The sequence below is a fragment of the Veillonellaceae bacterium genome, from assembly GCA_012523975.1.
GTDB lineage: Bacteria > Bacillota > Negativicutes > JAAYSF01 > JAAYSF01 > JAAYSF01.
In genome coordinates this window covers 1-15548 of record JAAYSF010000019.1, presented here as the reverse complement: position 1 = coordinate 15548, position 15548 = coordinate 1, and the positions used below count along the sequence as shown (strand labels likewise).

Genomic DNA, 15548 nt, shown 5'->3' with positions numbered 1-15548 from the left:
GGTAGCAAACATATTCCCGACCTCAGCCTCCCAAGCTGCTCGAAACATCTGACAAAAAGAAAAAAGCCCTGATTTCTCAAGGCTTCTCGCTGTGTTTTCTTTGTAGGAGTGCTACGCACTCAACGTGAAACGTCTGCGGAAACATATCAACCGGCTGAATTTCGCGAGTTTTGTATCCATATTCGTCCAACACCGCCAGATCCCGCGCCAAGGTCGCCGGATTACAGGATACATAGACAATGCGCTCCGGGTTCATGTTTACGAAGGTTTCCAGCACCAATTTGTCACAACCGGCGCGAGGTGGGTCAACTACGATGACATCTGGGCGAATGCCTTGTTTAAACAGGTCTGGCATTATTTCGATAGCGTCACCGACTATGAATTCAGTATTTGTCACATTATTATTAGCAGCATTACGCCGGGCATCTAGAATGGCCGGCTTTACTATTTCAATGCCGTAGACTTTTGCAGCATGGCGGGCTAAAAATAAGGTTATCGTTCCGGTACCGCAATATGCATCAACAACTGTTTCACGACCGGTTAAGGCGGCGTATTCAACAGCTTTATCGTAAAGCGCCTCCGCTTGGGCCGTATTGACCTGAAAAAATGAGCGAGCTGAGATTTCGAATTTGAACTCACCCAGTTTATCGGTAATAGTATCGCGACCCCATAAGGTAATTGTCTTATCACCCATTATCACATTAGTCCGTTTATTATTTATATTTTGAATAATACTGACAAGACCAGGAATTCTGCCTTTTAAGGCCTCGATAATTTTCTCGGCATACGGCAGTTTGTCAATTGCTGTAACGATAACTACCATTACTTCGCCGGTTTGAACACCGACTCTGCCTAATACGTGGCGCACAATACCGGTACCTGTTTTCTCATCATAAGGGCTGATGCCGAGTTGGGTAATTAGCCGTCGCATTTCCCGGGCAATTTTATTGTTATAATTATGCTGGATATAGCAATTATCAGTATTAACTATGCTATGTGTCCCCTGTTGGAAACAACCTATCGCAACTTCCCCCTCCTCTGTACCAACCGGGAATTGCATTTTGTTGCGATAATACCATGGTTCCTGTGCTCCCAGTGTTGGATGGATAGCAATGTTGTCTAGTTTTCCTATCCGGCTAACAGCATCTACCACTTGTTGGCGTTTAACTCTTAGTTGAGCCTCATAGTTCAAGTGCTGCAATTGGCACCCGCCGCATTTGCTGTATATAAAGCATTGCGGGGTTATTCGGTCGAGCGAGGCGCTTTGGGTCTTAATCATCTGACCTTTTGCATAGTTCTTTTTAACTTCAGTAATCTTGACTATAGCCTGTTCGCCGGGCAGCGCGTGCGGTACAAAAATAGTAAAATCCTGATACCGCCCCACTCCTTCACCGCTATGGCCTAAGCTTATGATATCAACTGCATATGTAGCACCTTTTTTTACCGGTAATTTTTTGTAGTCTTTTGCCACTATTCTCATCCTTTTACATTAATAAGGGGTGCCACAACGGCACCCCTTGATTGCTATTTTTCTCCTTCAGCCGTCTTTGCTAATTTCAAGATAGTATCGGTATATTCCTTCAGTTTCTGGCTGACGAGATTATGAACTGTATTGGCGGGGTAACTTCCGTCCTGCTGAAGTTCTCCGGCTGCAATTCCTGTTAGAATCTCTATCCCTTCATCAATCGTTTTAACAGGATAGATATGGAACTTGCCTTGACGTACGGCCTCGATTACCTCATCGTTAAGCGTTAATTCATCGACATTTTGATAAGGTATCATTACTCCTTGCTTCCCTGTTAGCCCTTTGATTTTGCAAACAGAGAAGAATCCTTCTATCTTCTGCGTTGCTCCGCCGATTGGCTGAACCTCACCTTTCTGGTTAACCGAACCGGTAACTGCAATATACTGTTTTATCGGTAAATTTGCAAGACTTGACAGAATGGCATACAATTCGGTGCTTGATGCACTGTCTCCATCTACCCCTTCGTACATCTGTTCAAAAGTCAGACTGGCGGTAAGTGTCAGCGGGTGTTTCTGCGCATACTTTTCACCCAGGTAGCCGCTTAAAATTAAAACGCCTTTTGTATGACTGGTGCCGCTCATTTTGATTTCTCGTTCAATATTAACTACACCGCTCTTGCCCAAATAAGTGTTTGCGGTAATTCGAGACGGTTTGCCAAATGCATAATCACCGACTGCTAAAACTGCCAAGCCGTTGACCTGACCGACTTTTTCATCATCGGTATCAATGAGGAATTTGCCTTCCGCAAACATTTCCTGTAAGCGCTCTTCGTATTTATTAGAACGACTGCGTTTTTCATCGATTGCCTTTTGGATATGCGCAGCGCTTACGGTAGCGGCTTTCTCCATTGTAGCCCAAGCATCGGCTTCGCACAACAGTTCAACTACCTCATTAAATCGCGTAGTAAGTTTTTTTTGGCTGTCTGCTAGCCGGCAGCTGTATTCAACAACTTTAGCGACAGCAGATCGATCGAAATGTTTTAAGCCTTCGCGTTTAACTGTCGAGCTAATAAAACCGGCTAACTTTTTAATATTAGTCGGGTTGTTTTCCATTTGGACATCAAAATCAGCATGAATCTTAAACAGCTTCCGGAAATCTTCATCATGATTATAAAGCAAGTAGTAGATAAGAGGATTGCCAATCAGTACAACTTTTACGTTTATCGGGATAGGCTGCGGCTTTAATGATGCCATAGCCAACATTCCATATTGTTCGCTTAGATTTTCAATATACAGTTTTTTAGTTTTCAGTACTCTTTTGAGTGCTTCCCAAGCACCAACGTTTACCAAAACATCTCTGGCATTTAGAATTAAATAGCCGCCGTTAGCCTTGTGCAAAGCCCCTGGCTTTATCATTGAATAGTCAGTGCTTACTACACCCATCCGATTTTCATACTCTACCCGGCCAATTAAATTGTAGTAGGTAGGATTGGTCTCGACGACAACAGGCGCGCCTTCGGCCTCGCGATTATCAACAAGCAAGTTTACACTATACTTATCTTTGGTTGAATCCTGCATGTTTCTGCGGAATAACATTAGCGGATTATTATCATCTTCTAAGGCCGAAGGTTTAAAGTCATTAATATTTTTAACGATATCCTGCTTGACGGCCTCTAGATAAGTAACGACCTGTTCATATTCAGCATATTTTTCTTTAAGCTCATCTATGAAGTTACCTACGGCAAAAAGACCTATCTTGCCGTCAAGCCCTTTTACCTCTTCGCGAACTTCCCGCTCAAGCTGCTGCATCCGGCGCACTACTTCCATTGCTCTTTCATGCACAGCCAGCATTTTTTTGTCGATTTCTTCGCGTTTTTCCTTATCTAATTTTTGATATTCTTCAGGGATAAGCGGCTTGCCGTCGACCATAGGAACTCCGACAAAGCCGGTAGTCGACCACTGCGGCATAACGCCCAGTTCTTCAGCCTTCTGGTTAAAACCTTCTATTATAAGGGCTCGTTTTTCTTGAAATTCTTTCACCAAGTCAGTTTTGGCCCGCTCATAATCATCACTGCTGAAAACCTTGGGAATTTCTGTTTTTAGGTCTTCAACCAAATTTTGCATATCTTGGCGCAAAGTATTCCCACTTCCGCACGGCAATGACAGTACAATCGGCTGACTGGGATTTTCAAAATTGTTGACATAGCACCAATCGTTTGGAGATTGCTCTTCCCGCGCTACTTTATGAACAGCATTTTGAGCATAGGTTATTTTCCCTGTACCTACTAAGCCGGATACGTAAATATTGTAGCCTTGGCTTTTGGTAAATAAACCGAACTCGACCGCCTTAACCGCCCGCTCTTGGCCAATCATGACATCAAGCGGCGGGACTTCCTCGGTTGTTGTAAAGTCAAACATGTTCTCATCACAGGTAAAACGGAGTTTGTCGACCGGCAACTCGTTAACATTGGTCATCAGATCTATCCCCTTTTCCCTATTTAGATTAAACTTTTTCGAGCCTATGCGGGACTGTCATGCCACTCTAACTGTTGACTGCCACAGCTTAAGCATATGTCGAAATAGGATTGGGGGTGCTCTGCGGCTTCATTTATCATGGTTTTATTGGCACCCAGGCTATTGATGCTGATAATCTCTTCATCGTCGCTAAAATTGCCGATCATGCCTGAAACTGGTCCATTGGCCGACGGCGCAACAGGATCGACTTTACTGGAACCAAAACTATGGGTATTTCCACATACTTTACAGCGAGGCATATGCTAACCCCCTTTAAGTTAATGGCAGACCAAGAAATATCATTACTATTTTTGTTGTGTTAATAAATGAGTGCGCTACAATTGCACTAATTAAAGAGCCGGTGTAGTAATACAGCAATGCCAGTCCTGTTCCGACTACCATCATTTCGGCAAGCCAGTAAGCATTAAAATGCATTAAAGCGAAAATTGCTGAACTTGCTATGGCACCGCCCCATACCCCCCATCGATCTTTTAATGGAAGAAAAGTAAATAAGCGATACATTATTTCTTCCGCAATAGGCGCAGCTAGTCCTGCTAGAAACAATGGCAATAGTAAATCCTGCCAGTTTAATGCCTTTTCAGCCTGCGCAACCAGCGGATGCTGAGTTGGGGAAATAAATAGCGCGGCAGTATATATTCTTTCGCTGAACAGGCTTACAGTAAGTAATACTGCCCCTGCCACCAAACCAGTGATAATACTGCGCAGAGGCCGTTTAAGTGATAAGCCCAGTTCTCGGAAACTGCCCTGATACTGCCAGACTGCTATTGCAACAAGTACAATTACCACAACACGGTCAGTAATTTCGACGAGACTTGGCGTAACAGTAAACATTAGCGGGTAAATCACCCGGACTAGCGCCATTCCGACTAATAGCCGCAGTATGTAAACCATAACTACTGCTTTTAGATTCCATGCCGCTTTTACCGATAACAAATTAAACACCTCTTTTTAGGCGTATCGTTACCATTATGTGCGTGCAACCCGCTTTTCATGCGAAAAAGAGGCGCGATTAATCGCGCCTCTTTGCGGTAATTAAAGCCAATGCATTATGTTATTGATTTTAAAGGCGCTCGCGAAGCAGCTTGTTGACCATTTCAGGATTAGCGCGGCCTTTAGTTTGTTTCATTATCTGCCCGACCAAAAAGCCAATAGCTTTTTCCTTACCTGCTTTAAAGTCGGCTACAGATTGTGGATTGTCTGCAATTACCTTGTCAACTATTCCGGCTATTTCACCGGCATCACTAATTTGAACCATACCTTTTTCCTTGACAATGACTTCTGCATCTTTGCCTGTCGACCATATCTCTTCAAAAACTGTTTTAGCAATTTTATTGGAAATTGTGCCTTTGTCGATTAGTGCAATCAGTCCAGCCAACTTTTGCGGCGTCACCGGACAATCTTCAATTTCCATATTAGCGTTGTTCAGGTGCTTGAGCAGTTCGCCCATCAGCCAATTTGCCGCCGTTTTAGCATCCACATTTAGCTTGACAGTTTCATCAAAGTAATCAGCCATTGCCCGGCTAGCTGTAATAACCCCGGCATCATAGGAGGATAAACCGTAATCATTTATCAGTCGAGATTTGCGGGCATCCGGTAATTCTGGAAGATTATTTCTAATCTCTTCTACCATTGCGGGATCAACGATGATTGGCACAAGATCGGGCTCGGGGAAATAGCGATAGTCGTGAGCCTGCTCTTTATTTCTCAGCGAAACGGTTATCCCTTTTGCCTCGTCCCACGAGCGGGTTTCCTGAATGATCTTACCACCATCGTCGAGCACTTCTTCATGGCGGACCGCCTCATATTCTAATCCCTTTTGCACTGATTTAAAGGAGTTAAGATTCTTAATCTCCGTCTTAGTGCCTAGTTTTTCAGCACCTTGTGGCCGCAGGGAAATATTGGCATCACAGCGCAAGCTGCCTTCTTCCATTTTACAGTCAGAAACATCAATATATTGGAGAATTGCTTTTAATTTTTCCAGATAGGCTTTAGCTTCTTCCGGGCTCCTCATATCGGGCTCTGAAACTATTTCAATCAGGGGCACACCACCCCGGTTGTAATCGACCAGAGAGTAATCCGAGGTTGTAATACTGCCTGCATGCACTAGCTTTCCGGCATCTTCTTCCATATGTATTCTGTTAATGCCAATCCGCTTTTGCTCGCCGTTTACCTCAATATCAAGATAGCCGTTAATAGCTATCGGCAGATCAAATTGGGAAGTTTGAAAGTTCTTGGGCAAATCAGGGTAATAATAGTTCTTGCGGTCAAATTTGCTGAACGGTAATATTTCACAATTTAAAGCCAAACCGGCCTTTATGGCAAACTCAACTACCTTTTCGTTAATAACCGGAAGCACGCCGGGCATGCCTAAACAAATAGGACATACATTAGTGTTTTGTTCAGCACCGAAAGCCGTGCTGCAGCCGCAAAAGATTTTTGATTTTGTTTTTAATTCTGAGTGTACTTCCAAACCAATAACTATTTCATAATCCATTTATTTACCCTCCCCGAGCGGAGCAAAGCGCTTATGGTAATCATTATTTTGCTCAAAGGTATATGCAGTACGAATAAGCGTTTCTTCACCCAGCGGTTTGCCGATAATCTGAAGTCCGATCGGTAGCTTGCCTGCAAAACCGCACGGTACTGATACAGCCGGCACCCCTGCAAGATTTACTGGAATTGTAAAAATATCCTGCAGATACATAGCCAACGGGTCATTAGTCATTGCCCCCATTTTGAAAGCCGGAGTCGGAACTGTCGGCGTAATAAGGACATCAACTTTTTCAAACGCTTTGTCAAAGTCTTGCTTAACTAATGTACGTACTTTCAAAGCCTGCAAATAGTAGGCATCGTAATACCCGGAGCTGAGCGCATATGTTCCCAGCATAATCCGGCGTTTTACCTCAAGACCAAACGCCTCACTGCGAGTCTTTTTATACATATCAACAATGTCACTGCCTGCTGCCCGATAGCCATAGCTTACACCATCAAAGCGGGCTAAGTTTGAACTTGCTTCTGCCGGTGCGATTACGTAATATGCCGACAAAGCATACTCGGTGTGCGGCATAGATATTTCTTGATATTCAGCGCCAAGCGATACTAGCTGGTCGATAGCCTTGTAGACAGCTTTTTCAACATCCGGATTCATGCCTGATACAAAATACTCTTTTGGCAATCCGATTTTTAGACCCTCAACATCGTTCACCAGCGATTTCGTATAGTCCGGCACCTTACTGTTTATTGATGTAGAATCTTTCGGATCATATCCGCTAATAACATTCAGTACATGGGCACAATCGGTAACGTCGCGTGTAATCGGCCCGATCTGATCAAGTGACGGAGCATAACCTACTAAACCATACCGTGAAACCCGTCCATAAGTCGGCTTAAAGCCCACCAAACCACAATATGCGGCCGGCTGTCTAATGGACCCCCCGGTATCTGAGCCTAACGCCCAGGCAGCCTCGCCAGCGGCAACAGCTGCAGCTGAACCACCGCTCGAACCGCCTGGTACAGCGTTTAAATCCCAAGGATTATGCGAAGCGCCGAAGACTGAGTTTTCAGTTGAGCCGCCCATAGCAAACTCATCCAGATTAGCTTTACCCACGACAACGCTACCCTCATCGGCCAGCTGCTCCATAACAGTTGCATCGTACGGGGGAACAAAGTCGGCGAGAATTTTGGCTGCACAGGTAGTTTTTACACCCTTCATACAGATATTATCTTTTATTGCTGCCGAAATACCGGCAAGCGGCGCAATATTTTCGCCCTTGGCAATTTTTTCGTCAGTTAGTTTTGCTTGTGCCAGCGCCAGCTCGCGTGTTTCGGTTATATAAGCATTAACATCTGGTTCGACAGCATCAATTCGGCTAAATACTGCCTTAGTGAGTTCAACCGATGATATTTCTTTAGTTTTTAGTTTATCATGCAACTGGCTGGCAGTGTATTTAATCAACTCCATTAACTATACCTCCTTATCCTTCAACAATCTTAGGCACTTTAAAATAGCCGTCTTCCTGCTCAGGGGCATTGGATAAAGCAAGTTCACGGGGCAGGGAAGGACGGACTTCATCTTTTCTCATAACATTGTTAAGTGGCAGTACATGTGCGGTCGGCTGCACATTTGTTGTATCAACTTTATTTAAAACATCAACATATTCTAAAATTGCATTCAGCTGTTTTGTTACTGTTTCGATGTCGCTCTCGGAAATTTCCAGCCGCGACAGCAGCGCAACGTTTTCAACATCTTTACGCGTAATTTTCATTTTTTCACCATCCACCTTTATAATCAAGAAATTCCATATAAACTATATTATACCACGCTTGTCTATCGTTTCAAACTAATGATGCAGGTTGCTTTGCGCTAAATCTTTAAACTGCTCTTCAGTAAGAACGGCAACTCCTAATTGCCTTGCCTTTTCAAGCTTGCTGCCGGCTTCGGCGCCGACTACGACATAGCTGGTCTTTTTACTAACCGAACCTGACACTTTGCCGCCTAGTGATTCAATCAGGTCAGTGGCCTCTGCCCTAGTCATACCAACTAATGTACCGGTTAGTACAAAGGTAAGACCTGCAAAAAGCTGCTCGCCTTGGTTGGTTGGTTTGTCCTCTGTCATTCGAACTCTAAATTGTTTCAAGCGTTCAACAAGTTCGAGGTTATCGGTACTGGTAAAGTAGCCAACTACACTTTCGGCAATCTTGCCGCCAATTTCATCAAGTTTCATCAGTTCGTCTAAACTAGCCCGCATTACGGCATCAATTGTACCGAAATGCCGGGCAATAATCCCCGCCGCCTTAACGCCGACATAGCGAATCCCAAGGCCAAATAAGACTCGCGCTAAGCCTGCCTGTTTACTTTTATCAATAGCATCGACAAGATTTTGTGCCGACTTTTGGCCCATCCGCTCTAGTTTAACTAAGTCTTCTACCGTCAGCTTATAAAAATCCGCCGCATCATTTAATAATCCGGCATCCAAAAGCGTAGTTATAACCGCCGGACCTAAGCCTTCGATATTCATTGCATCGCGCGACACGAAATGAATTAAGCCTTCGCGCCTAAGGGCGGGACAGCTCGGATTAATGCATTTATGTGCCGCCTCACCGGGTTTACGGACAGCACTGCTCCCGCATTCTGGGCAGATTCCCGGCATAACGAAAGGTTTCTCCTTACCTGTCCGCTTTTCTTTCACAACTGCTATTACTTCAGGAATAACTTCCCCGGCTTTATGAATTATGACAGTATCGCCAACGCGGATATCCTTTTCCTGAATGTAATCCTCATTATGTAGTGTAGCCCGGCTGATTACCGAGCCAGCCAGCCGAACGGGGCGCAGAATGGCGGTTGGGGTTAGCGCACCGGTGCGTCCTACCCCTACGAAAATATCTTCTACTACGGTAGTTGCCTGCTCTGCCGGAAATTTATAAGCGATTGCCCAACGCGGGTCTTTGGCAGTTGCTCCTAGGGCTTGTTGATAGGCCATGTTATTTACTTTTATTACCAAGCCATCAATGTCGTAAGGCAGTTCATTGCGCTTGTCGGACCAGCTTTCGCAATAGTCGATAACTTCAACTATACTGCCAAACACCTGGTAGTGCGGATTTACTTTAAACCCTAAAGTAGCGAGGTATCGCAGCATTTCGGCATGGGTATCGAATTTAATGTTACCGCTTACGCCAATACCATAGATAAAGACATCAAGCGCTCGGTTAGCGGTTGCTTGAGGGTCGAGCTGCCTTAGCGATCCGGCCGCAGCGTTGCGCGGATTAGCAAGCGGCGGCTCATCTTTCTCCTTACGCTCGCGATTGAGGCGCTCAAATGCCTGGCGCGGCATATACACCTCACCCCGGACTTCTAATAGTTCCGGGATCTCAAAATCCTTCGCTATAAGCCTAAGCGGAACCGAGCGAATGGTACGAATATTGGCGGTAACATCTTCTCCCTCAATGCCGTCGCCGCGTGTTGCGCCCCGCGCCAATATTCCCTTCTCATAAGTTAGGTTGATTGCTAAACCATCTATTTTATGTTCGACAACATATTCTATGTTGTCTACTCCCAGACCGCTCTTTACCCTACTATCGAATGCCATTAGTTCCTCGCGTGAAAATGCATTGCTTAGGCTTTTCAAGGGGGTAAGATGAGTTACCCGTTCAAATCCCGCTGCCGGTGCTGCACCAACTCTTTGCGTTGGCGAATCAGCGGTTATTAATTCGGGAAAGGCCTTTTCTAGTTCGATAAGCTGCCGGACAAGCTTGTCATATATAGCATCAGTGATTTCCGGGTTATCCAGTACGTAGTAGCAATGGTTGTGATGATTAATCTGCTGCCGCAGGTCTTTCGCCATTACCGCGGCCTCGGCTAGAGTTGATGGTACCATCGCATGCTCACTCCTCATTTAAACTTTAGTCAGCGGGGCAAACTTTACGGCTAGCGACTTGATGCCCTGACCCGGAAAGGCAATCTTAAGTTCTTGGTTCTCACCGCTGCCGCGTACTTGAGCGACAGTGCCAATGCCCCATTTACTATGCCGAGCCTTGTCGCCTGGACGCCATTCAATGCCGGTGTTAGGTTTTGCATCACTTGGCTTTATGATATTAAGCTTGGAGGTTTGCCCGGCAGCCGGCAGACTTTCGGCCTGACGGGCAAAACTAGACCTTACACTAGCAAATTGGGTGGCTGCGGGATTATTTCTATTATGCTGGTTTAATGTTCTTTCTAATACGTCCTCGGGAATCTCTTCCAAAAACCGCGAAGGCGGAAACATGTTAGTTCTGCCGAAAATCGTCCGCATTCTGGCATTAGTCATATATAATTTCCGTCGTGCTCTGGTTATACCCACATAGCAAATTCGTCGTTCCTCTTCAATCTCAGACTCGTTAAGCAGAGTTCGGGAATGGGGGAATATCCCTTCCTCCATTCCAGCCATAAATACGATTGGAAATTCCAGTCCTTTTGCCGAATGGAGCGTCATTAAGGTAATACGGTCGTCGCCGTTTTCAGCATTATCAGTATCAGAAACCAGTGAAACATGATTAAGGAAATTATCTAAGGTATTTTCTTCTTCGCTTTGCGCAAATTCCTTGGCAACACTCAGCAATTCCTGCAAGTTTTCTAATCGTGCCTCATCTTGCGGTGTTTGCCCCTTCTCCAAATCGGCGATATAACCTGAATCATGCATGATTTTTTCTACTAACTCAACGACTGGCAGCGATTGTGCCTCAGCCATTAAGGTGAAAATAAGCTCAGCCAAGCTTTCGAGCGGTTTTATCGATCTTGCAGTCAATCCGGGAACCAGTTCCGGATTTGATACAACGTCAAACAATGTCATGTTATGTTTATCGGCGTGATCGATAAGCCGGGCAATGGTAGTATCACCGATACCACGGCGGGGAACATTGATAATTCTAAGCAGGCTTATAGTGTCGGCTGGATTGAAAATGACGCGCAAATAAGCGAGAATATCTTTTACTTCCTTACGATCGTAGAACTTTAATCCGCCTACAATAGTGTAAGGCAGCCCGTTTTTCATAAAGGCTTCTTCGATTACCCTTGACTGGGCATTAGTCCGGTAAAGGACGGCGATATTGCCGTAAGGGGTATTATATACCGTATTGAGCTTGATAATGGTGCTGGCGATATAGTTAGACTCATCACGCTCATCATAGGCAAGGTAATGGGTAATTTTTTCGCCTGGATTGTTCTCGGTCCACAATTGCTTTGGCCGGCGATCGGCATTGTGTTCAATAACAGCATTTGCAGCGTCTAAGATAACTTGGGTAGAGCGGTAGTTCTGCTCCAACTTTATGACCTTGGCATCAGGATAATCTTGCTCGAAGTCAAGAATGTTGCGAATATCGGCACCCCGCCACCCATAAATACTCTGATCAGCATCACCAACAACACAGAGATTGCGATGTTTTTCAGCTAATAATCTGGCTAATAGATACTGAGCGCGGTTGGTATCTTGGTACTCATCAATAAGTATGTAACGAAACTTTTCCTGGTACTTTTCACGAACTTCCTGATTTGTTTTTAGTAAACTCACCGTAAGAACAAGTAAATCGTCAAAATCAAGTGCATTATTGCTCCGCAGTTTATGCTGGTATAATTCATAAACCTCAGCTACTTTTTGAGCATGAAAACTATCAGCTTGACGGGCAAATTCACGTTCGCTGGTCAGGGCATTTTTGGCGTTCGATATTGCCGACTGAATTGCATTTGGCGCATAAAGTTTATCATCAAGATTCATTTCTTTGAGACAGTTTTTTATAACCACCAAACTATCGGCAGCATCATAGATAACAAAATTGCGTTTATACGCAGCAAGATGTTCAATTTCCATCCGCAAAAACCTGGCACAAAATGAGTGGAAAGTACTAAGCCAAATATCTTTTGCCTGATGGCCAACCATCCGCGTAACCCTTTCACGCATTTCGGCAGCCGCTTTGTTGGTAAAAGTGATAGCTAAGATGTTGTACGGGGCGACATGCTGTTCAAGTAAATATGCAATACGGCAGGTCAACACTTTAGTTTTTCCGGATCCTGCTCCAGCCATTATCAGGAGCGGTCCGTTAATATGTTCAACCGCAGCCGTCTGGCCAGGGTTCAGTCCGTCAAATATTATATTCATAAATTCCTCCAAGATATTAGAAAACTATCATAAACATAAATATTTTCTCCAGATGTAAAGATAATTCCTGTGTTTTAATAAACAAAAATCCGGATAGCTGTCGAAAACCACGACAATCACCTTTGACATTGATAGTTTGGAAAAAAATTTGGCTGTCCACTTTTTGTGAGAACAGCCAAAGGAGTAACACTGACAATGTATTATCAAATCTTTATTACTAATTAATTTTCACGGGCGGCTTCCATCAGTGGCGGGATAACCTGTTTCTTACGCGACATAACATTAGGCAAATAGATTACCCCATCTTGTTCACCCCGGCCAAACGCCCGATGTATTAATTCTGCTGTCTTTCCGGCATAGATGAGATGCGTGCTTTCATTTATAATATCTGTAACCATTAGTAATATAAGATCGTTCTGTTCCTTGCCTATAATACTGTTCATTTCGTCAAGGATTTCATCCTTAATTGCCAAAACCTCGGCTGTATCCATTACAGAAATTTGAGCAACTGCTACATGCGATTCGCCAACTTGAAATTCCTTTAAGTCGTTGCGAACAATTTCGGCAGGCGTCATATCGCTAATGCTTGATCCGGCTTTTAAAACAGCCATACCAAATTCAACCAGATCAACGCCGGCAAGCTGAGCTAACTTTTCAGCAACTTGACGATCTTCAGCAGTAGCTGTTGGGGACTTAAACAAAACAGTATCGGATATAATTGCCGCCAGCAGTAATGCAGCAATGTCTTTGGGAATGTCTATATCCCGGTGCCAATGCATTTTAGCAACAATTGTCGCCGTACAGCCAACCGGTTCATGACGGATAAAAATCGGCTCATTGGTTTCAAGTCCGCCTAACCGGTGGTGGTCAATTATTTCAACGATTTGAGCTTCCTCGATGCCGTCTACAGCTTGCGTTCGCTCATTATGATCAACTAGAATAATTTTTTCCCGTTTAGGACTAATTAACTGGTCGCGGTGTATAATCCCGACCAGTTTCCCATTTTCGACCACAGGATAATTGCGGTATCTTGTTCCGGCAATCGCTTCTCTGATATCGCTTACTAAATCACTTGGGTTGAAAGCCATTACGTTAGTTTTCATAACAACACTAACTGGAACACTTTGGTTTATTAACCGCGCGCAAGTATAAGTATCATAAGGAGCGCTAATTACTACTATCCCTTTCGCTGAGGCAGCTTCGATAAGTTCAGGAGCAAGCTCAGCATCACTGGTTATAACAAGACAGGCTATATTGCGTTCTAACGAAGCCAATTGCGCATTATAACGATCAGCGACCAATACAACATCGTTGGCTTTAATGATTTTATTTATTGTAGTTGTGCTTCCTGCAGCAATCCGCAATTTGCCGGTAATTTTACGGTTAAGCTCACGGCCGCAAACCAAGGTACCGTCTAGCACCTTTAAAATCATAGCAAAATCAACACCAGCACGTTTTAAGTCCTGCATTTCGAGCTCTTCATAATATAACTTGGCTAAATCACCGACTGTAACAATACCGACAAGCATGCCGGACTTATCTACGACAGGAACTGATTTAACACTTTTGTTCTGCATTATATTACCCAGGTCACGCAATGTATCGTCTGGTGCTATCGTTACGTCATTACTAACCATAACATCCTTAACCCTTGGATATAGGTCTAGAATGAGCTTAGGCACGACATACCCGAATTTTTCAAGAACATATTTAGTTTCAGCGTTGATTTTTCCTGCCCGCGCCGCAACAGCATTTTCTCCCAGTGCCTGCTTAAGATGGGCATAGCCAATAGCCGAGCAAATAGAATCGGTATCAGGATTTCGATGTCCTATAACGTATATTGGTTTTTGTTGAGTATTCATACAAACCTCCGCTGCTTGTTGGATATTGCATATTTTGTGATAACTGCGTTTTCTATTATCCTATTTTTAGCTGTTTTGTGCAACAGCTTCCGGCCAAACTCGAACTATTCAGTATTTTTTAGTACATATGTTTGCCAAACATATGTACGCCATTGTATAATGATAGTATATGCAGTCGTCCACTTTATCAGCACTAAGTTTATGGGGTGATGACCTTGATACTATGCTCACGAACTCCTGCTTCAATAATTAAAGCAGCATTACTAGCCCAGATCTTAAGTGATTTGCCTTGTTTCAGAAGTGACCAGCAGGAACTCGGCCTTTTTATGCATACTGATGCCATTGATGCCGATAACTATAAGATTCCAGAACTAGTGGGGCAATTAAGGCAAAACTGCGGTCTGGATGCTGCTTGGCTGACGGCTGCCTCAGGTAAAACTCTAATTCATCATATCGCCGGCAATATGCGATATCAAGCTTCTGACCGCTCAGTTGTTATCTTTGCAGCAGTCGAGCAGGCGCTTCGCTATGGTCATGCTTACTGTCTAGGCGGAATAGGATCTATTAGCAGGATATTTATCGCTCGGACAAGAGCTGTCTGGCATGAAGTTCATCGAATGAGCGCCTTTATTCGTTTTCAGCCCGGCCCAAATAATACCCTTGTTACATCCCCTAAGCTATTTCATGATACTGCCGATATTATTCTAAGGAATATCTCAGCTAAATATCCTAATACCGGCTTGGTAATGGTGCTGCCCGAAAAAGCTATCAAAATCTATAGAGGTGATATTATCTCTGTGTCCCTTAACGAGTATAAGGCCTATTCCCATGGCGATAATTTCCAAAAAGCCTGGGAAACTTACTATAGCTCACAATATATTGCAACTCGTAAAAATATCGCTCTTGCCCAACGTTTTCTTCCCAAAAAATATTGGCTCTTTGTCAATTGTTGGGGTAAGAGCATAAAGTATTATGGAAGCAGGGAGCATGACTCCCCTGCTTTTTCTTTATTAGCAGTTAGCGATATACAAAATTCTATTTCTAAAACGATTAAAATTCC

Annotated in this window: 11 protein-coding genes; 1 reads left to right on the top strand and 10 read right to left on the bottom strand. The window is 44.0% G+C overall.

Annotated features, from left to right (window positions below; translation table 11 throughout):
- Positions 1 to 76 precede the first annotated feature (76 nt).
- From rlmD to GX348_03260, 10 genes are all read right to left on the bottom strand, one after another.
- Positions 77 to 1471, bottom strand: coding sequence for a 23S rRNA (uracil(1939)-C(5))-methyltransferase RlmD (gene rlmD / locus GX348_03305; protein ID NLP41216.1), 1395 nt, complete (start codon positions 1469 to 1471; stop codon positions 77 to 79).
- Positions 1472 to 1524: 53 nt separating this feature from the next.
- A complete protein-coding gene (locus GX348_03300; protein ID NLP41215.1) occupies positions 1525 to 3942 on the bottom strand; it encodes an AAA family ATPase in 2418 nt (805 codons plus the stop codon).
- A gap of 41 nt (positions 3943 to 3983) precedes the next feature.
- On the bottom strand, positions 3984 to 4238 hold the full coding sequence (locus GX348_03295; protein NLP41214.1) for a hypothetical protein: 255 nt from the start codon (positions 4236 to 4238) through the stop codon (positions 3984 to 3986).
- 13 nt (positions 4239 to 4251) lie between these two features.
- The gene (locus tag GX348_03290) at positions 4252 to 4890 is read right to left on the bottom strand and encodes a CPBP family intramembrane metalloprotease (protein ID NLP41213.1); all 639 of its coding nucleotides are present in this window, start codon (positions 4888 to 4890) and stop codon (positions 4252 to 4254) included.
- A 169-nt stretch (positions 4891 to 5059) separates the two neighbouring features.
- Positions 5060 to 6493, bottom strand: coding sequence for an Asp-tRNA(Asn)/Glu-tRNA(Gln) amidotransferase subunit GatB (gatB, locus tag GX348_03285; GenBank protein NLP41212.1), 1434 nt, complete (start codon positions 6491 to 6493; stop codon positions 5060 to 5062).
- Positions 6494 to 7960, bottom strand: a complete 1467-nt coding sequence (gatA, locus tag GX348_03280; GenBank protein NLP41211.1) for an Asp-tRNA(Asn)/Glu-tRNA(Gln) amidotransferase subunit GatA — start codon at positions 7958 to 7960, stop codon at positions 6494 to 6496. It abuts the gene before it with no gap.
- A gap of 13 nt (positions 7961 to 7973) precedes the next feature.
- Positions 7974 to 8264: an Asp-tRNA(Asn)/Glu-tRNA(Gln) amidotransferase subunit GatC gene (gatC, locus tag GX348_03275; GenBank protein ID NLP41210.1), complete on the bottom strand. Its 291-nt coding sequence runs from the start codon at positions 8262 to 8264 to the stop codon at positions 7974 to 7976.
- A 75-nt stretch (positions 8265 to 8339) separates the two neighbouring features.
- Positions 8340 to 10373 (bottom strand): NAD-dependent DNA ligase LigA, encoded by a 2034-nt coding sequence (gene ligA / locus GX348_03270; protein ID NLP41209.1) that lies wholly within the window; start codon positions 10371 to 10373, stop codon positions 8340 to 8342.
- 18 nt (positions 10374 to 10391) lie between these two features.
- Positions 10392 to 12626: a DNA helicase PcrA gene (gene pcrA, locus GX348_03265; GenBank protein NLP41208.1), complete on the bottom strand. Its 2235-nt coding sequence runs from the start codon at positions 12624 to 12626 to the stop codon at positions 10392 to 10394.
- Between the two features lie 221 nt (positions 12627 to 12847).
- On the bottom strand, positions 12848 to 14488 hold the full coding sequence (locus tag GX348_03260; protein ID NLP41207.1) for a putative manganese-dependent inorganic diphosphatase: 1641 nt from the start codon (positions 14486 to 14488) through the stop codon (positions 12848 to 12850).
- Positions 14489 to 14697: 209 nt separating this feature from the next.
- Here GX348_03260 and GX348_03255 point away from each other — a divergent pair.
- On the top strand, positions 14698 to 15548 hold an 851-nt coding region (locus tag GX348_03255), incomplete at its 3' end, for a DUF4130 domain-containing protein (protein ID NLP41206.1).